We start from the raw sequence: 26,095 nt of genomic DNA, 5'->3' as shown, positions 1-26,095 counted from the left end.
CTCCATGGTCATGCTGCGGTTCTGGATCGGTCGATCGGAGGCCGAGCTTCGCTCATGATCTCCCCCAGGACTCCATCGACGATCGTCTTGGCGATCCGGTCCTCTCCGAACCGCGCCAGCGCGGCCACCCGGCCCCATGCCTCGATGGCGGTGCCATCGGGAAAGCGGGTTGCCAGGATGCGCAGCGCATCGTTGACCGCCATCCGGCGGTACAGCTCGTCTCGCACTAGGCGGTCCTCCGCCTTGGTGGTCAGGGCCCACAGCATCCTGGGGCCGAGCGAATTGTTCAGGACGATCCAGCGCTCTTCCTCGCGTAGCTTGAACCGCGTCAGCAGGTTGGCACCCCGCCGGCCCTGCGGGCCGTGGACCTGGCGTTCCAGCGCGCTCTTCACGGCCAGATCGAAGCCGAAGACGCGGCGCGCCTCCTCGCGGATCTCGTTGGAGTCGGCGTTGAGCACCATGACCGTCGAGGCCATGTCGGCCAGCGTGTCGAAGTCGGCGAGCAACTGCGAGACCAGGATCAGCTCGAGGCCCCATTTGCGGCCCTCGCGGGCGTCGCTCTTCACTTGGCTGGCGATGGTCTCGACGCCGCCGGTCAGGTGATACTCGTCCATGCACAGGCGCTTGGGCGTCTCGGCGATCTCGTGGTAGCGCGCCTCCCAGTAGCGGACGTATTCCGCTCGCAGGGCCTCGTCCGAGGGCAGATCCATCTTCGGGATTTCCTCGGCGAAGCCGGAGATCTTCGACAGGTAGATGTGCCGGGAGATCAGGAACATGAGCGCGTTGTTGCGCTCGGCCTCCGGCGACTTGTGGCGCAGGGCCACGTCCTGCACGTCGATCGACACCACCCGCGCCTCGCCGACATCGAGGCGGGTCGGCCGGGCGAAGATCGGATACTTCTCGATCGCGCTCTCCAGCGCGCGCTGGGCCTGGCGGATCAACTCGGGCGTGAAGTCTTGAGCCATGATCGGCTCGCCGAGCACCCGGGCGAGATCCTCCAGGATCGGCGTGGCGTAGCGCTGCGCCCGCTGGGCCGCCGTGTAAAGCCGCCGCTCGACGAACGCGTCGACGAGACGCCACCACTGGACCTTGTTCCCGACCGGAATCCGATGATCGGCCAGCAGCCGGTCGATCTCGGGATCGACGTTGGGCTGGTAGATCGACGGCGAGGACGAGAATTGCAGGTCGCTCTTGATCTGGAACACCCGGGTGATGAGGCGCGGGATCAGGAGCGCTGCCTCCGGTGACGACACGTTGAGGAGCGTCGCCAGGAAGTTCTCGATGAAGGTGCGCTCGCGATCGAGCGGCAGCCGTCGGCCGAGCCCGAGATCGAACGGATTGACCGCATAATCGGGGTGGTTCAGCGGCCGCACGTAGAACGCCTCGTGCCGCCGCTCGGGCGGCAAGGCGTTGCGCAGCAGCTCGATGAAGCCCGACGAGCTGACGCCGACGTCGATCACGCCGATGAACGGCAGGGCCGCCCCGGCGCTGAAGGCCGCGAACTCGACGTTGAGCCGGTTCATCAGCACCGACTTGCCCGAGCCGGGCGTGGCGTAGATCAGGGTGAGCCAGAACAGCTGCTCGGCCGACAGCGCCTCGTAGGGCATCGGCTTGCCGTCGGGCGTCAGCAGCATGCTCTGGCCCTGCTTGAAGATCGGCGCGGTGCGGTGGAACGGCATCAGCGCCGCGAGGTCGCCGAGCGGCGCGATCGATCCCGGCGGCACCTCCGCCTGCACCGTCATGCCGGCGACCGTCTCGCACAGGGCGCGCAGGGGATTGTGGGGGGCGTCGGTCATCACCGCCTCGCCCCAGGTCATCATCCCGCTCATCAGGTAGGAGCGGCGCCGCTCCAGCAGGCCCGGATCCTCGCCCGGTTCGGTCCAGGTCGTGGCGATGACGCGGCCCTTGACGATCGCCTCGCCGTCCTTGTCGACCACGTCCTCCAACTCACGCAGCGCCCGGAACAGGTTCTTGTTGGTCGGGCTCGCGAAGGCGAGGAGCCCGGCCAGGACCTTGCGCAGGCGGAAACCGACATCGTTGTCGCGCAAAGCCTCGAGGTGAAAGCAGACCCGGAACGGCATGTCGGCGGTCTTGCTGGAGGACTCCAGCAGGGTCTCCAGCAGCCGGTTGAACGGCAGGAGCGTGGAGGGGAACATCCGCATCACGGCGAGCGCATAACGGCGCCCGCCGAGGTCGAGGGCCCGCATGTTGTTGGCGGCCTCGGCGTTCGACGTCATGATCTGGCGGGCGACGGTGGGCGTGAAGAACTCCGAGACGTCGTCGTCGTGCCGCTCCTTGGCGCCGGGATAGCGCCGGGTGCCCGGCCCGTAGGGCGTCCAGCCGTCGGGCGTCTCGTGGTAGAGGACGGCCGCCCGGATCTGCTCCAGGTCGCGGCGGCGCCCCTTGTCGTTGGGCGAGAGTACCCGGCCCTGCAGGCGGGCCTCGCCGAGCGCCTCCATGATCCGGCGCACGAAGGCGCCGTGCGGGCCGGCGATCGATCCGAGATGCAGGTAGGGGTTCTGTGCGTCGCGCGCCGGCGGCAGCTCCTGCCAGGCCTTGCGGTTCGCCTTCTGCTCCTTGCGCACCTCGTCGGCGGCGCCGGCCGAGGGCCGGGTCCAGGCGGCGAGCAGGATCGTTTCCGAGCGCGACCGGCCCTCCAGTACCGTGCGGCCCTCCTCGATCAGCGCCTCGACCGAAAGACCCTTCTGCCGGGCGCGCCGGCCCTGCTGCTGCACGAACGGATCGAGGATCTTGGCCGTGTTGAGCGAGGACTCGTAGGAGATCGTGATCTGGTGGCCGGGCCGCTTCAGGATCTGCGCGATCCCGCCCGCGAAGCGCTCGACGACGTTGTGGAGGTAGTCCTCGCCCGAGACGATGGACCGGGTGCCGTCGATCTCGATCAGGGTGAGCTGCGAGCCGTCATGGGCGTAAACGACCGCCTCGCCGCGCTCCGGATCGAAACCGGCAAGGTCGCAGAACTTGTCGGCCGTCCTCACTGGCCGAGCCCCAGCAGGACGGTGAACTGGTAGACCGGCACCGCCAGGGCGAGGAGCCAGGCGCCGAGAATGCCCGGTACGACCGCCCGCAGCAGAGGAGCGGGCCGGACGAACAGGGCGCAGTAAACCTGGAACCCGGCGAACACGATGGCCGCGCACGACAGCATGATGCTGGCCGGGTAGTATACATTCATCACCGGCTGGGACGCGATAAAGCTACCCCGGCCCGCCGCGATGTAGCCGTAGATCAGGCCCGTCAAAGACAGCAACGTACCCAGCGCCCTCCCCCCGAAACTAAGGATCCGTTGCAAGCTTCGGTCGGAGCAGACGAGGCGGGCCCAGGCTGGCGCCCAAAACACAGCCAAGCCGCCAATAAAGAAGGTGGCGATGATGGCGTACTGGCTTACCATGGGGTGTTCGATGAGATGATCGGCGACATTGGCCGTGAGGTGGTCGATCGCTTCCATGACGGCGCCCCTAATCGGCGAAGTAGAAGGAGATCTGGCCGATCAGGAGCGTGACGCAGGTCATCGCGCTGCCGATGATGACGGCCACGACCCAGTTGCCGGCGGTGCCGTCGCCGCTGGCGTTCGCCTGATAGACCCGCACCATCGCGTAGCCGGCCATGCCGATGCCGGCCACGCCCGCTCCGACGACGAGCAGCCATGCGAGCGCGGGTATGCTGTCGATCAGCCCGCGCAGAACGTCGGCGATCCCCTTCGAGCCGGTCATGGCCGCCTCGCGTAGCTGGCCGGCAGGGTCTCCGGCCGGTAGCCGGCGCCGTAGGCCGGATCGGGCCCGTAGCCCGTCCCGGCCCCGGCCGCGACGCGGGCGGCGTCGAGGGGCACCACGACCGGCTGAAGGAAGACGATGCCGATGGGGAAGTTCACCGACGAGGACAGGGTCGGGGGGCGGCTGAACGAGCGCGCCGCCGCGGCCGACATCGCCTGCCCCACCGGCGCGGCCGCCCCCATGCCGGCGGTCAGCCAGTTGATCTTGCGGCCGGACTGGACGGCGAAGCCGTCGCCGAAGGTCGTGTCGGTGTTGAGCTGCGTCAGCTGCTGGCCGACCTGGCCGACGCCCTGAATCAGCCCGGCGACGACGAGGCCGCCGTAGCGCTCGAGCACGTGGTTGTCGACATCCTCGGCTACGCCGGTCCGGGCCTGATCGACGGTGATCGCGATCGCCTGCATCGGCCCCTGGCGACCGTCCTGCAGGATCATCGTGGTGAAGCGGATCGAGGCTTGGGTCTGCGTATAGACGATCTGGCCCATCAGCCGGATCCCGTTGAGGGGACCCGGCTGCTGGCGCTCGTCAAGATCGACGATGGTGGCGAAGATCGGCGCCGCCGGATCGTCCGAGTTGAACCCGCGGTCCAGCACCGCGTAGGCGACGTCGCCGGCGCGCGCCACGGTGGCGTGGCGGATGCCGGGCCCGAACGGCCCGGTCTCGACCGGGGCCGCGGCGGCCCGCGCCTCGGGGGGCTTTTCCCGCTCGCCCTTGGCGAAGGAGCGCACGAGGAAGCCGCCGGGGTTCGGCTTGAGCAGCGCCTTGATCTGCTCGTTGATCGCCGCGACCTGCTCGGGATCGGCCGTCGGCTGAACCGGCGCATCCTTGTAGACGGTGTGGACAACCTCGCGGTCGCGGTAGACGATCTTCTCCGGCACCGGGGCCGGGGCGGGCTCGGCCGGCTTTTCCGGGGCCGCGTCCGGCAACTCGCCCAGCGTCGCGCCGCGGCTCTCCGCGATCACGGCCGGGGCAACATAGGGTTTGCCGGCTCCGGCCTTCTCGTCGGCGGCTTGTTGGTTCACGCCCGCCCGCCGATCAGCCTCCGCCTTGCCCACCGGCTTCATCATGTTGTTGGGCGGATTGGGCGTCTGACCCCGGATCTCGGAGGCGCCCCCGATGCCCTTATCGACGCCCGGCGCCTCCGACAGGATGAAGGCCGCGGAGCCGAGCGCCACCATCAGGACGACACCGCCGAGGGCGGCCGTTTGTTTGGTATCGAGCATACCGTCTCCCTCAGAACTCGACGCTGATGGCAGTCTCCGAGCCGTCGCCGCGTTCGGCGACGAGGCGCGAGGTCGGGCGCAGGAACTCGTAGATCCGGTAGCCCTCCGGGGCGTCGGCCGACGCCACAGGCTGCGGGCTCACCAGATTGCCCTGGACCCGCACGTACATCCGGTCGCGGTAGAGCCAGGCCTGCGCCCCGTTGGCGACGAGCACCTGCGCCCCGGCCGGCGGGGTTCCGGCCCCGAACAGGTGCAGCAGCGCCGTGGTGTCGGGCCCCCCCGCGCCGCGGGCGGCGGGCCGCCCGCCGCCCTTGCGCACCGGGCCGGAGCTCGCCGTGGCGACCTTGACGGGGGTGAGCGGCGAGGTGCCGGCCACCCGCACCGTGACCGGGATGTCCACCGTCTCGCTCTGACCGGACAGGACCATCAGGGGGATCGGATAGGGGACGTTCTCCAGCCGGATCAGGATGTTGCCCCAGGTGTCGTAGCGACAGGGCATCAGGTTGATCGAGGTCGGCCGGTCGGAGCCCGCCGCGGCCGCGACCTGGGTCGAGCCCATCGCGGCATCGACGCCGCAGCCGGTGCCGTCCTGCGCGAACAGGCGCGGGTCGTAGGCGACCGAGGCGATGGGCCAGGGATGGCCCTTGCCATCGACGAAGGTGATCGGCGAGACGATGCCGTAGGCCAGATGCAGCGTTTCCGGGGCCGACCGACTGACCTCCTGCGTCACCGAGAGCAGCCGCGGCTCCGGCCGGGGCATGCGCCCGTCGCGGCCCGGGAAGTTGCCGGCGCCCTGCGCGTCCTGCACCGCGCGGCGAACGCCCTGGATCTCGTCCGGCTTGAGGATCACGCCCTTCGAACTGCCGAGCATGCGCTGGCGTAGCTCCTCGAGTTCGGCCGCCGTCAGCGAGCGCGGTGCCGGCGCGGGGGCCGCATTGGTCGCCGCACCGACGGGCGGAACACCGGTCGGAGGGACGCCGAACGGGCGGCGGACCGCTCCGGCACCCGAAGTGGGCGGGCTCGCGCCGCCGGATGCGCTGCCCGCGGTCGCGGCCGCATCGGCATCGGCCGGCTGCCCGGCCGCATGAACGCCGTGGGCGCGCGCCGCCGGAGCCGCGCCGAGGAGGGCCGCGAGCAGGCAGCCGGAGACTCGGACGCGGGTCGAGGCGTGACCGACACGGGTCATGGACTCACCTGATTGGTCAGTTGCTGCGTCGAGATCACCGAGTCGATCGCGATGCCGTTGGGATTGATCGGCGAGGGATCGATCCGCACAATCGTCATGGTCAGGAGCCGGCGCTCGACCTTGGTCTCGACGTTGGTCCGGTAGAAGATTTGCAGCGGCACCTCGACGATCCAGTAATAGCGACCGCCGGACTTGCCTTCCTCGGAGATGTTGGCCGGGTCGGTGGTCACCGCCGAGACGGTCTGGTAGCCGAGCACCACCTTCTGGATGATGCCGCTCTCCTGCAGGGCGGCGCGATAACGGTCGCGGCCCTTCGGCGTGAAGGACTGGCTGAGCGCGTTGTTGATGAGCGCGCGCCAGTTGGCATAGTCGTAGCTGTTCAGCTCGACCGCCGCACTGACGGCGAACTCCTTCAGCCGGGCCTGGCTGATGTTCGGCTCGGTCAACGGGATCGCGTCGCAGACGGCTTGCGCGTCCGAAGTCCAGATGAATTGCTTGATCGGAAAGCGGTAGAAGGCGTTGTAGAACAGCAATCCGTTGACGACGAGCGAGATGCTGAGGAACACCGACAGCAACAGGATCCAGTTCCACTGGTTCCGGAGCATCATCTGACCCGCGTCGACCTCCCGCGAGATGCGGTCGGCCGACTTCATGGTTCACTCCTGTCGGTCTGTAAGGCCGGTTGCGAGACGGCCCGCACTTCGCAGCCGAACACCCCGCCGTCGGCGACGTAGGGGATCACCTCCGCCCGCTGCAGGCAGAAGTAGGTGAGCCACATCGTCCCTATGAGCGACGCGAACAGGGCACCGGCCAGGAACGAGCTGGCGCGCCCGTAGCCGGCGAGCTGCTCGGCCAAGGCCGAGGGCGACAGGCAGCCCCGGGCCGAGGGCAGGCTGAACGCCCCGATGGTCACGCGGCGGGCCATCTCAGCTCCCGGTCAGGACCGAGCGCAGCTTGGCGTCGTCGCCGGGCTCGTACCCGACCATGATGGCGAGCCGCCCGTCGGGGCGGGGCACGAACAGCGTCGGCACGCCCGGGCGCAGCTGCGGGGCCGCCGCGAAGATCGAGGCGAAGGCTTGCCGGTTCTCGTCGAGCTTGGCCGCGATCTCCGGGCTCGGCGCGGCAGCCGGGGTGAGCTTGGCGTCGAAGGCGCTCTTGAGCGCTGCGACGTGATCGGGAGCCGACAGGATCGCCGCGGCCATGCGGGTGCCGGCCTCGGAATCGCCCAGCACCACCACCGGGATCCAGCGTGCCGCGACCTGGCCGTGCAGGGCCGTGAAGGCGGCGTGGCAATACGGGCAACGCGGATCGAAGAAGATCGTCGCCACCCGGCTCTCCGGCGTTCCGGCCGGCACGTCGACGATCGCCGCGAGCTTCCCCAGCGTCTCGATCACCTGCCCGGCCTTCTTCGTGTCCTCGATGGTGGCGAAGTTCGCCGATGGGGCAGCCGGAGATTGTGCAACCTGCGGAGAGGCGGGCAGCGCCGGCGATGCCGGAGGGGCCGACGCCAAGCCTGTAGCCGGCAAGGCATTTGCCGTAGCGGAGCCGTTTGAGAGCGCTGCCAAATTCTGAGTAGTCGGGCTCGCAACGATCTGAATTTGCACCGGAACCCAATGTTTATCGGTGGCAAAAAAGACACATGCAATCAAAGATCCCGCCCAAGCGATGTGTTTGACTGCGCTTTCCATCGTGGTCCGCCCGCCTACAGTCCTGAATGCTCAGGGTCGGCACTTATTGCGAAGCCTTCCTCGGTATGTCAATGAAACATCTATGCGTACCGGGTAATGGGTAGCCCAACGGGGTGCGATATGGGCCATAAGTGGGGGTTGTGAGCGATATGTGTTTTGTATGCAATCCGAATTTACTTGGTTTTTGGTGGGATATCCTTCGTCATGCGGCGCGGCCGTCAAAGTAATAGGCTGGTCGAGCCCGTGTCCTGTGACGCGGCCCTACCCAGAGCGTGCAATGCATCAAACGTTTAGAGACGCATCGAGGCTTGCGGCGACAGTTGTAAACATTGCCGGGTTGTCTGCGGGGCTTGTTACAACTTTACTGATCGGCCCCGTCAACGGCGAGGAGGGACGGCAAAACCGATCGAGATTTGAATATCACGACGGGCGTGCCGAAGAAAAACGCCCTTACCGGCGGCCTGATCTCGATACCGATCCGACGAATTTGAAGATGGAAGAGCTGCGTGAGCGGATGAACGCGCTGGAGGAAAGGTTAGAGCTGCTCGAACGAAATTCGAACAATTCTAAATAGGTGCGGTGATGGTCGTTCCCGATCTTGGCAGTCTGCTCGTTTCGTTGAGTGAGGTGTTCCCGCTCTTCGTCAACTTGATCTTTTTGGGCATTGCCCTGCTGGGGATCTGGTTCGGGACGTCCGGCCTCTACGCACTCTACGGTGTCGCGGCCGGGGAACATAAATTCTCCAATCGCCCGGTGACGATCGATACCGCTTTCGGCAAGCTCGCCCTCGCCGGCGCGATGATCGTGGCGCCGGTCCTGCTGTGGAAATTCGCCAACAGCTTCGTGCTCGGCGGCGATATCACCTACAGCATGTTCAACTACGGCGGGTCTCAGCGTGGATCGACCTGCGATCAGATCAGGGCGGCGATCACATACTTCTTCATGTGCCTCGGCGCCCTGGCGTGGCTCGTCGCCGGCCTGAAGCTCTACAAGGCGACTTCAGGCCAGCATGACGGGGCGGGCTCGGCCTTCCTGTACCTCGTCGGCGGCACCCTGGCGTTCTTCATCAACGACGTCGCCCAGCTCGTCGGCAACACGATCAAGATGGACGTGTCGCTGTCGAACGTCTGCATGATGATCGGGGGCTGAGATGAAGGACGCTCCCCTAGCGGCCGCTGCGCCGGACCAGCCCCTGCACCTCCGAGACCGCGAAGGCCCACAGGGGCGCCCGCGCTTCGAACAGCCTCCCGTGATCGAGCTGCCACGCGCGGTAGCGCGAGACCATGGCGGTGGCGCACACCACGAGGCAGAGCAGCGCGGCTCCGAAGAGCGTGAGCCACGAGCGGGCATAGATCGCCCAGGCGGCGGCCAGCACGCCGATGATCTCGGCTGCCACGAACAGGGTCAGGGCCTGTTGCCGCTCATAGGCGGCCAGGGTCCGCGGATCGGTGCCGTCGAGGGCGTAGGTGCGGCCGAGTTCCGCCAGGGAGAAGGTCGCGCCGCAATTCGGGTCGTCGCAGCGGCGCCGATCGAGCGCCTCGGGATCGCTCATCAGGCGGCCGCGCCGGCAGGTGGGGCAGAGGACGTGCATCCCGCCCAGCACCGTCCCGCCCATGGCCGCGAAGCTGCGATGCTCCGGTCCGACCCGGCGCGCGAGGCGCGCCCTCACGAACGAGACGATCCCCATCTGGGTCACCTGCTAAAGTTATCGATCCGTCGGCTCTTGTGTAACAGCATCGATCGGTATCGCAAGGCAAATACAAGTCCGATTACGCGGGGTATGATTATGAGCGCAATTCGGGTGAAGGCGACCGTTAGACTGGTGGCTGTGCTGATCGGTATCGGCGTTCTGCTGCCCGGTTGCGTCAGCACCGGAAGCAGCACCTCGGGGCATGTCGATGCCAAGCTGCGTGAGCACGGGATCTGAACCATGCGCCTGAAGGCAAGGATCCTCTCCGGCGTGCTCGGCACCACCGCGCTCTGCGTCCTCGGGCAACCGGCCGGGGCCCAGGTCGCCAACACCTACTGCGCCCAGAACCCGGCGGCATGCGCCCCCGTCGCCCCTGCGGGGGGCTACGGCTACGGCGCCCCGGCCGGCGGCGGCTACGGCTACGGCGGACCCGGATATGGCGCTCCCGGCTACGGTGGGGGGTATGGCGCCGGCTATGGCTATGGCGGCCCCGGCTACGGTGGACCGGGCTATGGCGCCCCCGGCTACGGCGTTCCCGGCTACGGCGGCTATCCGCCGCCCGGCTACTACGGCCCGGGGGGCCTCGCCCAGGCCAACGTCCTCAATGCCATCGCCAACGGACCCCGCTCCCTGCCGGGCCAGGACGGGCAGCCGTTCGCGCCCAACGTCGGCGACAACTCGGCACCGCCCGCCCCGCCTCACCCGTCGAACCCCGACTTCCAGCGCTATTCGGCCGGGGTGTTCGGCGATGCCAACCGTCCGACCAAGGTCGTGCAGCGCACCGCCCGGACCGCCGGCATCCAGGATGGCTACCGCGAGGAATCCCGCAGGATCGCCGCCTACCTCGATACGTCCGACATCAGCGACCGGCTCGACGCCAAGTACCCGTTCGCCACCGTGATGATCGGCCCCGACATCGTGCCGCCGGTCGTGTCCGAGCTGCGCGGGGTGCGCCAGACCCCGAGCCGCACCCTGTTGGTCACCACGCTCGGCAGCTTCGAGATCCTGCGCGACGCGCGGGTCACGGTGCAGCCGCCGAACTGGCGCGACTACCTCACCGTCACGCCCCCGCCCGAGGCCAAGACCACGTGGACCCCGCCCAAGGGCGATATCGAGCAGGCCAACTGGGAGGTCGGCTACAAGGGCGGCCTGGAGGTGGGCGTGCAGCAGGCCCGCGCCGCCTTCGACGACGGCTTGGCCCGGCTCGACCGCGATTACTCCGGGATGCGCCGCTATCAGGATCTCGCGGCCCAGGGCGCGGTCAGCCTGCCGATCGTGAAGACACGCGCCACCGCGCTCAAGGTCAGCAAGGGCGGCCGCTCGGCCGCGGTCGATCAGCGCCTCCTCAAGATCGTCGTCACCCCGAAATTCCTGCGCACCGCCTCGGCGGCGGCCGCGACCCCGGAGTGAGCCATGCGCTGGACCGGTAAGACCCGATATCCCGAGCAGGAGATCGTCGTGCATGGCCGCGACGAGGTGAGCCGCCTGTTCCTCCATGCCGTGGCGATCGGCGCCTCCGACGTGATCTTCCAGTCCGGTCGCCCGGTCCTGGCCGCCATCCACGGCGAGCTCTTCGCGCTGACCCGCGTCTGGCTTCAGCCGAGCACCATGGCGCGCATCGCCACCGACCTGTCCTCCACCGACTCGATCATGTCGAAGCTCTATGCGGGGCAGGATTTCGACCGGGCGATCACCATCGAGGACCGGATCGGGGTGAAGCGCGACGCCGAGCCGGTCCGGCACCGCTTCCGTATCAACGTCACCGCCGGCTACCACGAAGGCGATACCGGCGTGCAGATCGTCTGCCGTCACATCCCGGCCGATCCGCCAACGGTGGCCACCCTCGGGGTCGAGGACGCCATCGTGGCCGAGTCCACCCCGGCCCAGGGCGCCGTGATCGTCGCCGGCGAGACCGGCTCGGGCAAGACCACCACGCTGGCCGCGCTGATCCGCCGGATCCTCGAGGAGGAGACGCCGATCCACGGCAACGTCATCACCTATGAGGCGCCGATCGAGTTCGTCTTCGAGAACGTACCATCGGCGAGCTGCACCATCATGCAGCACGAGATCGGCCTGCACCTGCCCACGTTCGCGGCCGGGGTGCGCAATTCCCTGCGGCGCAAGCCCGGCCTGCTTCTGGTGGGCGAGCTGCGCGACATGCACACCGTCATGGCCAGCGTCGAGGCGGCCCAGACCGGCCACCCGATCTATACGACGACCCACGCCAACGACGTCGCCCACATCCTGCGACGCCTGACGCTGATGTTCCCGGCCGACCTGCAGACCCAGGCGTTCCACGACGTCCTCGGCAGCAGCCACCTCCTCGTCTCGCAGCTCCTTGTGCCGCGGGTCGGTGGCGGCCGGGTCTGCCTGCGCGAATGGCAGGTGCTCACCAATCCCGTTCGCCGCGAGGTGGCCCGGGCGGGCATGGCCGAGTCGGTCGAGACCCTGCGCGACATCATCGGCCGGGGCGAGGACGGCCGCTCGATGAAGGCAACGGTCGCGATGGCGCTCGACCAGGGCGTGATCGACGTCGCCACCGCCCGCCGCGTGCTCGAGCGCTATGGATACCGCGATGCCCGTCTCGCGGCGTAGCCTCCTCACCGGCCTCGCCGGAACCCTGGCCGGCGCGGCGGTCGGCCTCGCGGGCACCGATCCGGCCTACGCGGCGGCTCTGGCCGGTGCCGGCGCCGTTCCGCCGCCGGTGCGGCTGTGGCTGCGCCGCGACCGCACCGGCGAGGAGGTGAGTGCGATCGTCCGGACGCCGGACGGCTACAACACCCGCGACCTGCTCCTCCTGTCGTGGCTCCTGCGCGACGTCGGCGACGGCAGTTCGGCAGTCTGGATCGATCCGCGCCTGTTCGACCTCCTGGCCTCGGTTCAGGGGGCGATGAGTGCGGTCCACGGCTCGGTGGTGCCGCTGATCGTCACCTCCGGCTACCGCACGCCGCAGCACAATGCCGGGATCGAGGGGGCCGCGAAGGCCTCGCTCCACCTCGCGGGGCGCGCCGCCGACCTGCGCGCGGCCGGCTACGGCGCGGATGCGGTGGCGGTTGCTGGGGCACTGTGCGGCCGTGGCGGCGTCGGGATCTATCCGAACTTCTGCCACCTCGACATCGGCAAGGCCCGGGTCTGGGCCGGCGGACGGAAGCCGGCCGGGCAGCCCGCCCCCGGCACCCCGATCACCAAGCCGGGAGATCCAGCATGAGCGGCCGCCATATGCCCTGGCGCTGGTCGGCCGTGCCGATGCGGTTCCTCGGCCTGCACGGCAGTATCGCGGCGTTTTTCCCGCTGCTGATCCTCACGGGATTGAGCCGATACACGTTCATCGCGATGGCGTTGTACGCCGGATTTTTGGCGTACTGCAATCACCGCAAGATGACGCCGCTGCGCTTTCTTAAATATCTCTGGGCGAAATTTATCGAGGGTGGAAAATGGCCGGCGTTCTGAACTCGCCTCCGCACCGGATCCGCCGCCGGATCCGCAAGGTGCTGTTGGGCTCCGTCCTCTTGGGCGGCCTCGCCGTCGGCTCCATGCCGGCCGGGGCTCAGACCAGCTCGAACTGCCTCGTCCGTCAGGCGGCCGACGCGGCCGTCCAGCGCCAGATCGCGCTGATCGACGCGGCCAAGGTCAATCCCTCGGCCTTCTTCAACGGGCCGAACTCCTGCATCGCCGGCGATCTGCTCAAGCGCTTCGACCTGTCGAACCTGATCCCGGATCTAAGTGGCTTCCTCACGGGAGCCGCGCAGGGCCTGATCGGGTCGGTGATCGACGCGGCCAAGCGGCAGGTCTGCCAGATCCTCGACGATCAGCTGCGCGACACGATCCGCAGCATCAACCAGCAGATGGGCAGCTTCCAGAACTCGGTCTCGGGCGACCTGTTCCGGCAACTCAACGGGTCGATCTCGCCGATCAACCTACCGAACATTACCGGCCTCGGCTCGTACAACCACGTCCAGAACTCCGCGTTCGGCTCGGCGCTCACGACAAGCACGGCGCCACAGGACGCCAGCTCGGTCGCCGCCCAGCCGAGCGCGTCCGCGCCGGTCTCGGCGCCCCCCCCTTCCGGCAGCAGCTACGGAGGCATGTTCCAATGATCCGCCGTTCCATCGTGCTCGCCGCGGGCCTGCTTCTCGCAGGTTTCGGCTCGGCTCAGGCCGAGCCAATCACCCTGCCAGCTGGCGACTGGGGATACTCACCCGCCTCACCGGCCGACTGTAAGAGGCCGCCTCTCACAATCGAGAAAGACCGACTGATCCAACGAATTGACCAAGAGGGCGTGCGTGGGGAAGCGCGCTGCAAAATTCTAAAAATAATGAAGCAGCCCAAGGGTATAATCTTTATCGATACGAAATGCGATTGGGATGCTCACGTTCCGCAGGGTATGCGCGAAAGCCCAGACAACGAAAACGACGACTCGTTTTCTCTAAAGTTTATCGACAAAACAAAAATACTCTTCAACAACACGCAATATGCGTTGTGCTCTTCCAAGAAGGCTCCGGGTAATGATTGAATTAAAAATTCAATCATCGGCGCTTGTCATACTTATGGCTTCGTCGGTGCCCGCCCTTTCAGGTACGTGCCTCACGTCTGACATCATGAAACCAGCCGGTCAGAGGGTTTCGTCTCCGTACGGTGTGAACCGAACCGGCAGGGCCGGTGCGTCTGCCGGTTATCACCAAGGCATGGATATCGTTAATAGCGAAGGGGCTGGAACGAAGATCTTTTCAGGATCATCGGGTGCGATAACGTATCACAATTTTACTGGCGGCGGGATCATCGCTGATGTGGTCTCTGGAGATACGCGCTTTTTGTATCTTCATATGAACACCGCTGTTTTTAACAAAAGGCAAGACCCACAGATCACTGCCGGCGAGCAAGTGGGGACGATGGGTTGCGAGGGCATGAAAAGCTGCGCCCCCCATCTCCATCTCGGCACGCTCCTGAAGGGCAACGTCCTCGCCGCGACCGGCACCAACGGCCGGGTCTGGAAGATGTATGCCAGCAAGGGCGCCAGGCCGATGACCGCCGATGCGATCAAATCGGCGCTCCCGCAGGCCTGGTACTACGTCAATCCCGAACCGTTCCTGCCGCGCCAGCTACCGATCTCCAATCCGTACCCCGACATGGCCGGCGGCCCTCGGAACACGACCCTGCCGAAGACCTGCACGCCGGGAGCCAATGAGGGTGCGGCCAGCGAGACCGTCTCGCGCTCCGACAGCCAATCGCAGCAATCCGCGATCGCCAGCGCGGCCGAGAGGGCCACGGGCTCCGAGGACCACGCGGTCAAGGTCGCCAACCAGCCCAACCGCAGCCTCTACATCGAGCTGGCTCGCACGAACTCGGCCGAGTTAGCCGCTAACTCCTTCGACTACGACGCCCAGATCGATGCCGCGCTCGCGCAGCTCGTGACGCTCTACGCGCTCGACGCGCGCCCGATGGAGGGGAAGCCATGACACGGGCCATCCCCCTCCTTCCGGCGAGCGCCATCCTGGCCGTCGCCTTGGCGTGTCCGGCTGAGGCGCAGAGCCTCTTCCCGCAATGGGAGATCTCCCTGCAGCGGGTGTTGTCGGGCATGCGCGTCTCCGGCGCGCAGTCGAGTGGCACCGCGCTCCAGATCACCAACGGCGACAAGGCCAGCGCGGAGGCGGTCGCCTCCACCCTGGTCAGCCAGGACAACGCCCTGCGGCTCGCCCGCGCCCAGCATCAGTACGGTTACGATACCGGCACGGGCTACGCCGCCTGCGACATCTCGCTCGGGCTCTCGCAGGCCAGTGACAGCGAGGCCTCCGCGACGAAGGCCCGCCAAGCCTTCGGGGCGGCAGACCGCCGCTGGCTTACGGAAGGCGGCGATGCCGGCGTCCGCATGGGCGATTCCCTCGATCAGCGGCGCAGTTTCTATTGCTCGCCCTCGGAGCAGGAGACCGGCTGGTGCAAGGGCGCCCAGCCCGGCGGCTACGGCGCTGGCGACTCCGACGCGGCGCCCTGGCTGTTCAACCGCAACTACTCGGCCGAGGAGGTGATGACGGCAGCTGACTACCTCGACGTCGTCGCCCCCCTGCCCACGGTGAAGCCCAACCCGCGAACGGCCGAGGAGGATGCCGCCCTGGTCCAGGCCCGCCGCGAGGGCGCGATCATGAGCGGCGCCCGCGCCGGTCTCGTCGGGGTCCTCGTCGGCGGCATGGGCGGCGATCGGCGCCAGGGAGGCACCCCATGACGGCTCGAACCGCAACCGCCCTCGTCGGGCTCGGCGCCGTCGTCGCGGCGATCGGCGTCTCGGCGCCGGCACGGGCTCAGAGCTGCGTCGGCGTCGAGGGACGCGTGAACCTCGCGACCTCCACCCTGACCACGGCGATCACCGGCGCCATCACCACCACCGAGTCCGCCCTGGTCGCCCAGGAACTCGCCGAGCGGGCCCGTCTCATCTCGGCCGTGAAGGTGCTGACGGCTCAGTCGGCCGCCGGCTCCGATCAGGTGGCCAACGGGTTCCGGGCCTCGAGCCAGGCGCTCGCCACCACCCTCGCTACCCAGGACCAGCGTCAGGCCGTGGCCCTCGCCACCCACCGCTACGGCTCGATCGGCTACGACCCGTGCGGGTCGAACACCAAGGCTCAGTCGCTCTATACGGCCTTGACGGGCTCCGCGGCGGTCCGCCAGCAGATGGTCACCCAGGTCCACGCCCAGCCCGGCCGCTACGCCGACCCGAAGGACTGGGTCGCCGACGTGAAGTCCGGCGATGCCCCCGACGGCGCCGCGCTCTACAGCGGCGACCGCGAGGCCGCCACGAAGTTCATCACCACCGTCATCGGCCCGCCCGATCCGCAGCCGCGCAACACCGGAAACTCCGCGACCAACGACCTCAACAAGCTCGAGAAGACCGGCCGAGACACCTACCGCTCGATGACCGCGGTCGTGCTCGCCGACATCGCGGCCGACTACCGGCCGGACGGTCCGATCGCCAAAACCCGCGCGCTGTCGGGACACTGGCAGGGCAACGACGGCGGTGCGGCGTGGGCCGCCGGCACCGCCGGCCAGCACGACCGCGGCATCATTCAGGACGCGGTGCGGATGGAAGCGGCCAACCTCGCCCTCCTCGCCCACCAGATCAAACGCGGGATGCGAACCGAGGCCACCGCCGCGGCCCTGCTCCTGTCCATGGTCAACGCCCGCATCTCCAGCGTGCCCTCCCCCGGTCGCGATACCTCGACCCCTGCGAGCTTCCAGACGCCATGAAGAAGCCGATCCTCCTCGCTGCGGCCCTGGCCGCCCTCGCCTCCCCCGTGGCGGCGCAGTCCTGCCTCGTCGTCGACGAGCTCTGGGTCGCCGGCCACACCAAGGCGACCGGCGCCCTGGAAACACGGGTGGCGACCATGGGCACCAACGTCGCCACCCAGCGCAGTCTCACCCTGGAAATGCTGCTCTCGGCCATGAAGGTGCAGACCGCCCAGGTCTCCACCAACGGCGAGCGGGAGGTGAACCTCGTGAGCAACACCCAGCAGGCCGTGGCCGCCACCCTGTCCCAGGTCGCCCAGCGCCAGGCCCTGGTCGATGCCCGCGAGCAATATTCCATCGAGACCGGCCAGGGCGTGAACGCCTGCGGCTCCATCGACCTGATGAACTCCACCAACCGCTCCATGGGCAACGTCGCCATGACCGGCCGGGAATCCTATCGCGAACTCGACGTCGCGCCGGGCAAAAACGTCCCGATCCCGGAGGCGACCCGCGCCCGCCTGAAGGATCCCACCAAGGCGGATGCCGCGATCCTGTTCGATCCCTCCGCGAGCGACGACGACCGCAAGATCGTCATCCAGGACATGGCCGGTCTGCCGATACCCAAACCCACGGCCGCCATGCCGGGGGCCGAGGCCGACCTGATGATGCTGCGGGCCCGCCGCGTCGAGGCCCTGCGCTCGCCCGCCCTGGTGTCGCTCAGCGCCGTCCGGGCGATGTCGTCCACCGACGACCACCAGATCGGCACCTCCGCCGCCTCGCCGCTCGCCCAGCTCGAGGCGCTCATCGCCCAGTACGGCGGTGGGCCGCAATACGAAGCGTGGTCGGCCGGCCTCGCCGGCCAGTCCGAGCACGGCCTGCTCATCGAACTCACCCGCATGCGCTCGATGTCGCTGGCTTTGCGCCAGCAGCTCATCGAGCAGCAGGCCCGCACCGCGGCCGTCCTCGGCACCATGCTGGCCACCCAGGCCAGCGGCAATCTGTAGAGGCCCGGATGCTCCGCAGGATCACGGCCGCCGCCGGCAGCCTCGGGTTCCTCGCCGCCGCCACGGCGGCAGAGGCCCAGACGACGGCCAAGGAGATGTTCACGCCGGTCCAGAACGACCTGGCGCTCATCAACCTGCGCAAGCTCCTCGGCTGCGTGGTCGATGGCGTCTGGACCGCAGCCGCCTGCACCGACGACCGCCCGCTCACCGTCGCGCTCGGCTCCTTCAACGTCGGCTGCCTGATCGTCGCGACGATCCTCGCCTGCTACCTGCTCTATTCGATGGTCGCCGACACCGCCAACGACGGGCAGGCCTTCGGCCGCCAGTCGAGCGCCAAATACACCCTCCTGCGGGTCATCACCGGCGCGATCCTCAGCCTGCCGATCAAGTCCGGCCTGTCGCTGGTCCAGATCCTCGTCGTCCAGCTCGCGGTCTTCGGATCGGGCTTCGGCGACACCCTCTGGACCCGCGTCGCCGGCACCGGCCTCAACGGCATGTACGGCACGCTCACCAGCCCGACCCAGGCGCTCGGCGACTTCGTGCTGCGCGGCAAGCTCGCCAAGGTGCTGGAAGGCCGCCTCTACGGCTATGTCTGTGCCCAGGCCCTGCAGACCTACGCCAGGAACGTCTCCGGCCGAGACGACGCCGCCGCGATCAGCACGAAGACGACGGTCGACGATGGCTATTTCGGATCGTGGAGCGCGCGCGCGACGAGCTACCACTTCATCGACACCAACGGGTATTTCCGCAAGTCGGACAATCTCTGCGGCGCCGTCGTGTACGAGCACCAGAAGATCGGCCCGACCATCGCCGACACGAACGACGCCGGCACCACCAGGACGCTGATCAATCTCGCCGAACGGCAGAGCCAGCAGAGCTTCCAGGCGGCGATCAATAGTCTCGACGGAGCCGCCGCCGGCATCGCCCGCGCCATCAATTCCGGCAGCCGCGACGATGAGGCGATCAAGAGGCAGATCAGCCGAGCGATCGATACCGCCTATATCTCGGTTAATCAGAGCCTGACCCAGAGCAACAGCGAACAGCTCAACCTGGCCCTGCGCAACTACCTCGCCAGCGCCACCGACAATGGCTGGCTCGCCGCCGCCCTATGGCAGCGCTCGATGAGCCTCGTCCAGGCCAAGCTCCTGGCGGCCTCCGCAGGGCCGAGCGGCTCCATCCGTGTCGAGCCCCCGGCCAATATCAACGCCTACATTCCCTACTTCGGCCACAGCGCCTACGCGCCGCTTGCCGATGAGGCGCAGCGCAACCTCACTTACGTCGCGACCTTCGGGGGCTTTATCGCCGCGCAAGGATCGGCCAGCGTCGCCAGCGTGGCGAGCGATAACCCGACCGCTCAGATGGATCCGCCCAACCAGTTCGCTCGCGGCCTGTCGATGATCTACTCTGGCGTCCTCGACAGGATCAGCCGACCCGAGAGCAGCGCCTGGAAAGATCCCATCCTGGAAGTCCAGGAGATCGGTCAGGTCATCGCCTATTGGGGCATGGGGGCGACCGGAGTCGCTGCCGGCGGCGACATCCTGAACTGGGGATTGGGCAAGCTCAAGTTGAGCGACGATAGCGCCATTCGATCCGGCCTCAGAGAGGTGATGGGGTTTCTCCACTGCCTCGCGATCGTGCTCTTCGTCGCCGCCTTCCTGCTGATCGGCCTGGTGCCGTTCGTCGTCATCGTCCATTTTCTGATGGCGACCTTCAACTGGTTCCTCGTCGTCGCCGAGGCGATGATCGCCGTGCCGATCTGGCTGCTCACCAAGTTCATGCCCGCCCGCTCCGACAGCTTCGTCGGCAACAGCGGCCAGGGCTACCTGTTCTTCCTCGGCATCCTGCTTCGCCCTCCCCTCATCGTCATCGGCATGCTGGTCTCGATCCTGCTCATGCGGGTCGGGATCGACATCACCAACATCTTCTTCCGCGGCGCGCTGGCGATGATCGCGCCAGACGGCACCATCGCCTACGCGATGGTCGGAACCGCTGGGCTGTTCGTCTACGCCGTCGTGTTGTTCTCGATCATCGCGCTGGCCGCCGGCCAGATTAGCGCCCTGCCCGAGACTGTGCTGTCCTGGATCGGCGGGCAGATCGAGCGCCGGACTGGCAACACCGCCGCCGTCGCGGCCGCCGGCATCGTCATGCCCCGCTCGCCTGGGCAGATCCCCGGCAGCTCTTCGCACCGCACCGTCGGCCGCGTGATCGATGGCTCCCGTGCTGGGGCCTGGACCATGCTGTCGAAGCTGCGCAGCAAGAACTCCTGATCGATGGACGACGTTTCGCCCAAGGCGGTCGCCACGCAATTCGGGATCGCGGCCACCCTTTCCTTCTCGGCCCTGGCGCTCCCCTTCGTCCCGGAGATGATCCTGGCTTACGCGGGCTATCGCTACCTGCGCCACTTCACTTACGGCTGGCGTACGTGGCGCGCGCCGGCGCGCATTCCGCTCCATCTCGGGAGGCGTGGCTATCGCGATGCGACCACGCGGCGGCGCGGCGATGCCACCTGGCCCGTCGGTCTTGCCGCCACCGGGCAAGTCTGGCTACGGCGCGAGGACCTGGTGCAGGGGCTGAGCGTCTTCAGCGAAGGTCCTGCCTGGCACACCGAGATCGCGGCCAACCTCGTGTTCGGCGCTTGCCTCAACCGGATGGGCGCCATCATCGTCCAGAGCGCCGACGCGGACATGATGACCGACCAACTGGCCGAGGTGGCCCGGCCGTTCGGGCGGGACGGAGAGATTAGGGCGATCGACTTCCAGCAGGCGCCCCGGCCGCCCTTGCTGATCACCACCGCTACCCTGGCCGACGCGATCGCCGACCTGCGCCTCGGACCCGAAGCCAGCGCCGTGAACCGGGCGCTGCTGCCGATCATCGACATGTTGGCCAGCCGGTATCGGAAGAGTTCCCTCGATCTCTATCAGGCCTTGACCGACGAAACCGCCTTCAAGCGCCTCCTCTCCGGCGAGTACGAAATCGCCCGCAAGAACGTCAGCGCCGACACGGCGTCTTTGGCCGACGGCGCCGCCTTCCGTGCGGTGCTCAAACCGCTCAAGGAGATCCCGAAGGATCAGCGCGAGACCGGACGAAAGGCCCTCGTCGCTCACGCCGGTGAACTCGCGGCCCTGACCAGCATGTCGTTGACGAGCGGTCTCGATCTGAAAAAGGCCCTCCTCGCAGGCGGTCTGGTGTGCATTCGGCCGTCCTCGCCCCTCACCACCGCTTTGGTCATCGCGCGCTGCACCGAGGCCCTGGCCTCCATGGCGCCCGGCCAGGCCGCGCACACCCTCGTGCATATCGTCTACCCCGACGTGCTCTCGGGCGTCTCCGCGCAGCGCTTTCGCGAGGCTGCGGCGAAGGCGGGGGCAATCGGGTCGCTCGCCCATTCGGCGAGACCCGCGCATCACGTCCGGAAGGCGATTCGGAAGGGCGGAGCCCTGCGGATCCATAGCCGGAAGGCTAAAGGAGGAATCGTCCCTCTCAGAGGCAAGTTCGTGTCCACCGTCAAAGATTGTCCGTTCATCTTGGACATTGGTCTGCCGAATGCTCCAGAAACCACGAACTCGGGAACGGACGCCTATGCTTCTGTCAGCTGATGAGCGGCAGTCGAGGTGGCCGCCCGCCTGCGGAGCGATCCAAATGTCTCTATCGGGCGGCAGTTCCTCCACACCGAATTCGGACCAGACGCTCGCAACAGGCCTACGACGGACTCGACTCTCGTTACCGAATCATTGCACGTGATCAAGCTTCGCGTTTATAGCGTCAATCGACGTTAAAAACGGAAGCGAGGATTCGGAACGTGGACGCGCAAACCATGCTGCAACGACCGATCCATGTGGGCGGGGCGACGAGTGGCGAAGTCATCGACGAGTATGCCTCGATCCTGCGCGAGAAGCTTCGGACGCTGTCCGAGGCCCTGTTCAGCCCCGATTCCGTCAAGACGCTCCGCCGGTTCACCTCAGGGGAGGCGGCCAGGATTATCGGCGTGACTGACAATCGCCTACGCCAACTCTCACTTGCCGGCGACGGCCCCCTCCCCGAGGTCTCGCCCACAGGCCGGCGGTCCTACACCCTCGCCGACATTCACGGCCTGCGCGCGCACATGACTGAGATTTCTCGGACCGGGCGTGCCTATAAGCCATGGCGCACGGAGGGGGAGCACCTTCAGGTCGTCTCCGTGGTGAACTTCAAGGGCGGTTCCGGCAAGACCACCACGGCCGCCCATCTGGCGCAATCCCTGGTGCTGCGTGGCTATCGGGTCCTGGCGATCGACCTCGACCCCCAGGCCAGCCTCTCGGTCCTGCACGGGGTCCAGCCGGAAATCGAGGTGGGACCCAACGAGACGCTCTACGGCGCTCTGCGGTACGGGCCCGAGCGGCGGCCGATCGACGAGATCATCCGGCCCACCTACTTCACGGGTCTCGACCTAATCCCGGCCAACCTCGAGCTGATGGAGTTCGAGCACGAAACGCCGAAGGCGCTTAACCGAAGGGACGACCGCGACCAGCTTTTTTTTGAGCGCCTGAGCCAAGCGCTCCAGACCGTCGAGCACCGCTACGATGTCGTCGTAATCGACTGTCCGCCGCAACTCGGCTTCCTCACCCTTGCCGCCCTCTATGCCGCCACGTCGCTGCTCATCACCGTCCACCCGCAGATGCTCGACATCGCCTCGATGTCCCAGTTCCTAACGATGACGGGGGACCTATTGTCGGTGGTGCGCGAGGCCGGTGGCGAGATCCAGTTTGACGCGGTCCGCTTCCTTGTCACCCGGTATGAGCCGCAGGATACGCCGCAGACTCGCGTCGTCACCCTTCTCCGTCACCTTTTCGGCGAGGCAGTGCTCAACGCCACGATGCTGAAATCCTCGGCGGTTTCGGATGCCGGCCTGTCCAAGCAGACGCTTTACGAGATCGGCCGGGAGACCATGACCCGATCGACCTACGACCGCGCGGTCGAATCGCTCGAGGCGGTGAACGGCGAGATTGAGGTCATGATCCGCCACGCATGGGGCCGGGCATGAGCCGCAAGACCTCCCTCGACGCGCTGTTCGGCGCAAAGGCGCCGGAGCGATTGTCAGCTGACAATCGGCCCGCGCCGGCCCCGCCGACATTGTCAGCTGACAATCCGTCGGCCCCTCCCCCGGTTCTCGGCCCCGCGCGTGCGCGCAGCGGGGCCGTTCGAGCAATGGGCGCAACGCTCGACGACCTGAAGGCGCGAGCCCGGTCGGCCGACAACCTCGAGACTGGCTCCGTTGTCGCCGAGCTGGACACGGCGCAGATCGACGGCTCTTTCGTGGCGGATCGAGTGTCCGACGCGACGGACCCGGCCATGGCCGGCCTCGTGGAGAGCATGCGTAGCGGGCAGCAGGTCCCGATCCTAGTGCGACCGCATCCGGAGGCGCAGGGCCGGTACCAGATTGCCTACGGGCATCGCCGCGTCCGGGCGGCAGCGGAGCTGGGCATCAAGGTTCGCGCGGTCATCCGGCCGCTCACGGACGACGAACTGGTCGTGGCCCAGGGCAAGGAGAACTTAGACCGACGCGACCTCAGCTACATCGAACGGGCCTTCTTCGCCCTTCGGCTGGAGATGCGGTCGTTCCCGCGCGAGGTGATCTGCGCTGCCATGGCGACAGACCCGCCCAACGTCTCCCGGTTCATTACTGTCGCCCGGACCATCCCCGAGGACATCGTTGCGGCCATCGGGCCGGCGCCGAAGGCGGGGCGGCCGCGCTGGATGGATCTGGCCGAGCGAATCCAGAGCAAGGGCCGAGTAGCAATCGACCGGTTGATAGGCGACGAGGCGTTTCAGGCCATGTCCACGGACGAGCGCTTCGCGGCCGTCTTGGCGGCGATCAGCGCCAAGACGGCCGCGAAGCGCAAGGCGAAACCGAAAAATTGGCTCGACGGGGAAGGGCGGGCTGTCGCGCGCATCGAACGCACCGACAACCGCTTCGTCCTGACGATTAACGAGGAATTAGAACCAGAGCTCGGGGATCACCTCATGAGCCGGTTCGCAGAGATCCTTGCCGAGCATCGTGCTCGCAAGGAGTAACCTGACCCGCAACCCCGAATAGAGGACGTCGCACCGAAAAAGAAAAAGGCCCCCAAGACGTTTCCGTCCCGGAAGCCCTTCTCCGTTCTAAGCAAGCTGAGAATCCCACTTCCGACAGCTCCCGTCAAGAGTCTGGACGCCGTTTTGGCGAACGCCTTCGGCTGGCCCGGTGCCCGACAACGACGATGAACCTGCACATCACGACGCCCTTTGGGCGGCGTCCGCTGACGGCTGCGCAGATCGATGCGCAGGCGAACGCTGCCGCATGCCCCCGCGACGCCACGGTCAACAAGTGGGCCGTCTTCCGCCACATCGCCCAGGCCAAGGACTGGATCGGCGTGTCCGACCGGTCCCTCTCCGTGCTGAACGCGCTCCTCAGCTTCCATCCCGAGACCGCGCTGATGGCGGGTGAGGGCGCCAACCTAGTCGTCTTCCCGTCGAACACGCAGCTGGCGTTGCGGGCGCACGGCATGACCGAGAGCACCCTGCGCCGGCACCTGGCCGCCCTGGTCGAGGCCGGGCTGGTGATTCGGCGTGACAGCCCCAACGGCAAGCGCTACGCCCGGAAGGGGCAGGGCGGGATGGTCGCGCAGGCATTCGGGTTCGACCTCACACCGATCGTGGCGCGCGCGGCCGAGTTCGAGGCGCAGGCAGATCGGATCCAGGCCGAGCGTCGGGCGCTGCATCTCGCACGTGAGGCGGTGACGATCCTGCGCCGGGACGCCGTGAAGCTCATCCTCGCGGGCGTCGAAGCCGGCATCGCTGCCGATTGGACGGGCTATCGCGCGCGCTACGAGGCGATCCTGGGCGGCCTGACCCGCTCGCCCGGCCTCGCCGACCTCAATGCGATCCGTACCGCCCTCACGGACCTCGTTGCCAATGTGAGCAAGTCCCTGTCGGTTCGGCAGGATGTGGAAAAATCGAACGGCAGTGCCGCGCATTCTGGGCGGCACAATCAGAATTCAAAACCAAAGGCGTTTGATTCTGGAAAAGCTCCCAGGAATGGAGATGAAGGAGAGGGCAGGGGCCGTCCGGTTGGGGACAGCGGAACGGCAGCGGCCTACCCGCTCGGCATGGTGCTGAACGCCTGCCCCGACATCGTCGACTATGCCCGCAACGGGATCCGGTCCTGGCGCGACCTCGCCGACGTTGCTGACCTCGTCCGTGGGATGATGGGCATCAGCCCGAGCGCCTGGCGGGATGCACAGGACGTGATGGGCCCCGACGCTGCGGCCGCGACGATGGCAGCGATTCTCCAGCGGGCTGAGCACATCAAGAGCCCTGGTGGCTACCTGCGCACCTTGGTCGAGCGAAAGAGGGCAGGGCGGTACAGCCTCGGCCCAGTCTTGCTCGCCCTCACCCGTGCGCGGGTGTCGTCGATGCGACCCAGGTCATGACCGGCGGTTCGACATGGTGAACCAAGCGATATTGATTGACCATCGCCCGCGTGGGTCGGTCGTGTCCCAGGCGGTGGTGTAGATTCAGGGGGGACATCGGCGATTGCCGGGTAGGGTCGGGGTGCGACAGCCAACCCCGAACCCGAGAGCCCCCCGATGATCGACGAGATGATGAGCTTTCGTGGGCTGATGGAGAAGAGCGCCGACGCTGAGACGCTGATTTGCTGCGCGAGATGATCGGCTTTGCGGCCGAGCGCCTGATGGAACTGGAGGTAGGGGGCACTGCAAGAACGTGACGTTTGGGTACGCTAAGGAGGAACGGAGGGCGAACTCAGGCCGAGGGTGTAGTTCCGACGCTGGCCAAGGCCTCGTAGAAGGCGGTCTTGCCGACATTCAGGTGGGCGGTGGCCTCGCGCACGGTGAGACCGGCGAGAAGGGCTTGGGCTCTGACGAGCTTGTCCATCGTGACCAGGGGCTTTCGGCCTCCCTTGCGCCCGCGCGCTTCCGCTGCCCGCAAGCCGGCGCTCGTCCGCTCGCGGATGAGGTCGCGCTCGAACTGGGCGAGCGCCCCGAACAGGTGGAACACGAGCATGACGCCCGGCGTCGTGGTGTCCACGTCCTCGGTCAGGGACCGGAACCCGGTGCACTTGGCCTCGAGCCGTCGTACCGTCTCGATCAGGTACGCCATCGAGCGGCCGAGCTGATCGAGCTTCCACACCACCACGGTGTCGCCGCGCCGGACATAGGCGATGGCCTCCGCTAGGGCGTGTCATCGCTTGAGCCAATCGAGGGCGGCTGCGAGGCAGAGGACGCCGGTGAAGCTGGCGGCGGTCTTTTCGTAGCGCGTGGCGATGGCCCGCCA

Annotated in this window: 27 protein-coding genes and 1 pseudogene; 17 read left to right on the top strand and 11 right to left on the bottom strand. The window is 67.4% G+C overall.

The features are described 5' to 3' along the window. Positions 1-8 precede the first annotated feature (8 nt). From BM249_RS11210 to BM249_RS11175, 8 genes are all read right to left on the bottom strand, one after another. Entirely contained in the window at positions 9-2,996 is a 2,988-nt protein-coding gene (locus BM249_RS11210; protein WP_091971937.1) for a hypothetical protein, read from the bottom strand. Further along, complete coding sequence (locus tag BM249_RS21970; RefSeq protein ID WP_244528706.1) at positions 2,993-3,265, bottom strand: hypothetical protein; 273 nt, start codon at positions 3,263-3,265, stop codon at positions 2,993-2,995. Before BM249_RS21970 ends, BM249_RS11210 begins: the two co-directional genes overlap by 4 nt. 208 nt (positions 3,266-3,473) lie before the next feature. Further along, positions 3,474-3,728, bottom strand: a complete 255-nt coding sequence (locus BM249_RS11200) for a hypothetical protein (protein ID WP_091971933.1) — start codon at positions 3,726-3,728, stop codon at positions 3,474-3,476. Continuing rightward, positions 3,725-5,008: a DotG/IcmE/VirB10 family type IV secretion system protein gene (locus BM249_RS11195; protein WP_091971931.1), complete on the bottom strand. Its 1,284-nt coding sequence runs from the start codon at positions 5,006-5,008 to the stop codon at positions 3,725-3,727. The genes BM249_RS11200 and BM249_RS11195 overlap by 4 nt, the downstream gene beginning before the upstream one ends. Positions 5,009-5,018: 10 nt before the next feature. Continuing rightward, complete coding sequence (locus tag BM249_RS11190) at positions 5,019-6,194, bottom strand: DotH/IcmK family type IV secretion protein (RefSeq protein WP_091971929.1); 1,176 nt, start codon at positions 6,192-6,194, stop codon at positions 5,019-5,021. Then, entirely contained in the window at positions 6,191-6,847 is a 657-nt protein-coding gene (locus BM249_RS11185; RefSeq protein WP_012778853.1) for a DotI/IcmL family type IV secretion protein, read from the bottom strand. Before BM249_RS11185 ends, BM249_RS11190 begins: the two co-directional genes overlap by 4 nt. Beyond that, positions 6,844-7,119 (bottom strand): hypothetical protein, encoded by a 276-nt coding sequence (locus BM249_RS11180; RefSeq protein ID WP_012778854.1) that lies wholly within the window; start codon positions 7,117-7,119, stop codon positions 6,844-6,846. The genes BM249_RS11185 and BM249_RS11180 overlap by 4 nt, the downstream gene beginning before the upstream one ends. A gap of 1 nt (position 7,120) precedes the next feature. Further along, positions 7,121-7,588 (bottom strand): thioredoxin domain-containing protein, encoded by a 468-nt coding sequence (locus BM249_RS11175; protein WP_244528705.1) that lies wholly within the window; start codon positions 7,586-7,588, stop codon positions 7,121-7,123. Between the two features lie 454 nt (positions 7,589-8,042). Between BM249_RS11175 and BM249_RS21265 the strand changes: the two genes are divergently transcribed. After that, positions 8,043-8,456, top strand: coding sequence for a hypothetical protein (locus BM249_RS21265; protein WP_143103738.1), 414 nt, complete (start codon positions 8,043-8,045; stop codon positions 8,454-8,456). An 8-nt stretch (positions 8,457-8,464) separates the two neighbouring features. Continuing rightward, positions 8,465-9,031, top strand: coding sequence for a hypothetical protein (locus tag BM249_RS11170; protein ID WP_244528704.1), 567 nt, complete (start codon positions 8,465-8,467; stop codon positions 9,029-9,031). A gap of 16 nt (positions 9,032-9,047) precedes the next feature. Here the strand turns inward: BM249_RS11170 and BM249_RS11165 are convergent, their stop codons facing one another. Next, positions 9,048-9,569, bottom strand: coding sequence for a hypothetical protein (locus BM249_RS11165; RefSeq protein ID WP_091971925.1), 522 nt, complete (start codon positions 9,567-9,569; stop codon positions 9,048-9,050). A gap of 243 nt (positions 9,570-9,812) precedes the next feature. On the opposite strand from BM249_RS11165, the gene BM249_RS11160 reads away from it, so the two are divergent. From BM249_RS11160 to repC, 15 genes are all read left to right on the top strand, one after another. Then, the gene (locus tag BM249_RS11160; protein WP_091971922.1) at positions 9,813-10,982 is read left to right on the top strand and encodes a type IV secretory system conjugative DNA transfer family protein; all 1,170 of its coding nucleotides are present in this window, start codon (positions 9,813-9,815) and stop codon (positions 10,980-10,982) included. A gap of 3 nt (positions 10,983-10,985) precedes the next feature. After that, positions 10,986-12,167: a type IV pilus twitching motility protein PilT gene (locus BM249_RS11155; RefSeq protein ID WP_091971920.1), complete on the top strand. Its 1,182-nt coding sequence runs from the start codon at positions 10,986-10,988 to the stop codon at positions 12,165-12,167. After that, the gene (locus tag BM249_RS11150; protein ID WP_244528703.1) at positions 12,148-12,780 is read left to right on the top strand and encodes a YcbK family protein; all 633 of its coding nucleotides are present in this window, start codon (positions 12,148-12,150) and stop codon (positions 12,778-12,780) included. The genes BM249_RS11155 and BM249_RS11150 overlap by 20 nt, the downstream gene beginning before the upstream one ends. Further along, positions 12,777-13,022 (top strand): hypothetical protein, encoded by a 246-nt coding sequence (locus tag BM249_RS11145; RefSeq protein WP_091971916.1) that lies wholly within the window; start codon positions 12,777-12,779, stop codon positions 13,020-13,022. Before BM249_RS11150 ends, BM249_RS11145 begins: the two co-directional genes overlap by 4 nt. Beyond that, a complete protein-coding gene (locus BM249_RS11140) occupies positions 13,007-13,669 on the top strand; it encodes a hypothetical protein (protein ID WP_091971914.1) in 663 nt (220 codons plus the stop codon). The genes BM249_RS11145 and BM249_RS11140 overlap by 16 nt, the downstream gene beginning before the upstream one ends. Continuing rightward, positions 13,666-14,085: a hypothetical protein gene (locus BM249_RS21260; protein WP_143103737.1), complete on the top strand. Its 420-nt coding sequence runs from the start codon at positions 13,666-13,668 to the stop codon at positions 14,083-14,085. The genes BM249_RS11140 and BM249_RS21260 overlap by 4 nt, the downstream gene beginning before the upstream one ends. Positions 14,086-14,257: 172 nt before the next feature. Further along, the gene (locus tag BM249_RS11135; RefSeq protein WP_244528702.1) at positions 14,258-15,028 is read left to right on the top strand and encodes a peptidoglycan DD-metalloendopeptidase family protein; all 771 of its coding nucleotides are present in this window, start codon (positions 14,258-14,260) and stop codon (positions 15,026-15,028) included. Beyond that, a complete protein-coding gene (locus tag BM249_RS11130) occupies positions 15,025-15,789 on the top strand; it encodes a hypothetical protein (protein WP_091971910.1) in 765 nt (254 codons plus the stop codon). The genes BM249_RS11135 and BM249_RS11130 overlap by 4 nt, the downstream gene beginning before the upstream one ends. Then, a complete protein-coding gene (locus BM249_RS11125; RefSeq protein ID WP_091971909.1) occupies positions 15,786-16,805 on the top strand; it encodes a hypothetical protein in 1,020 nt (339 codons plus the stop codon). The genes BM249_RS11130 and BM249_RS11125 overlap by 4 nt, the downstream gene beginning before the upstream one ends. Beyond that, positions 16,802-17,788, top strand: a complete 987-nt coding sequence (locus BM249_RS11120; RefSeq protein ID WP_091971907.1) for a hypothetical protein — start codon at positions 16,802-16,804, stop codon at positions 17,786-17,788. The genes BM249_RS11125 and BM249_RS11120 overlap by 4 nt, the downstream gene beginning before the upstream one ends. Positions 17,789-17,796: 8 nt before the next feature. Then, positions 17,797-20,055 (top strand): DotA/TraY family protein, encoded by a 2,259-nt coding sequence (locus BM249_RS11115; RefSeq protein ID WP_091971905.1) that lies wholly within the window; start codon positions 17,797-17,799, stop codon positions 20,053-20,055. 96 nt (positions 20,056-20,151) lie between these two features. Then, positions 20,152-21,381 carry a hypothetical protein gene (locus BM249_RS11110; RefSeq protein ID WP_244528701.1) on the top strand — a complete coding sequence of 410 codons (1,230 nt, stop codon included), beginning with the start codon at positions 20,152-20,154 and terminating at the stop codon, positions 21,379-21,381. A 218-nt stretch (positions 21,382-21,599) separates the two neighbouring features. Further along, the gene (repA, locus tag BM249_RS11105; RefSeq protein ID WP_091972088.1) at positions 21,600-22,805 is read left to right on the top strand and encodes a plasmid partitioning protein RepA; all 1,206 of its coding nucleotides are present in this window, start codon (positions 21,600-21,602) and stop codon (positions 22,803-22,805) included. Next, positions 22,802-23,836: a plasmid partitioning protein RepB gene (gene repB, locus BM249_RS11100; RefSeq protein ID WP_091972086.1), complete on the top strand. Its 1,035-nt coding sequence runs from the start codon at positions 22,802-22,804 to the stop codon at positions 23,834-23,836. The genes repA and repB overlap by 4 nt, the downstream gene beginning before the upstream one ends. Positions 23,837-24,021: 185 nt before the next feature. After that, positions 24,022-25,233, top strand: coding sequence for a plasmid replication protein RepC (gene repC / locus BM249_RS11095; RefSeq protein WP_091971901.1), 1,212 nt, complete (start codon positions 24,022-24,024; stop codon positions 25,231-25,233). Between the two features lie 331 nt (positions 25,234-25,564). Here the strand turns inward: repC and BM249_RS11090 are convergent, their stop codons facing one another. Next, positions 25,565-25,951 (bottom strand): recombinase family protein, encoded by a 387-nt coding sequence (locus BM249_RS11090; RefSeq protein WP_425284824.1) that lies wholly within the window; start codon positions 25,949-25,951, stop codon positions 25,565-25,567. Between the two features lie 51 nt (positions 25,952-26,002). Beyond that, a pseudogene (locus tag BM249_RS21255) lies at positions 26,003-26,095 on the bottom strand (IS5-like element ISMex42 family transposase); the annotation flags it as partial.

This window comes from Methylobacterium gossipiicola, from assembly GCF_900113485.1.
Lineage (GTDB): Bacteria > Pseudomonadota > Alphaproteobacteria > Rhizobiales > Beijerinckiaceae > Methylobacterium > Methylobacterium gossipiicola.
Note: the sequence above shows the minus strand (reverse complement) of the source record. Positions and strands in the feature narration are given on the sequence as shown.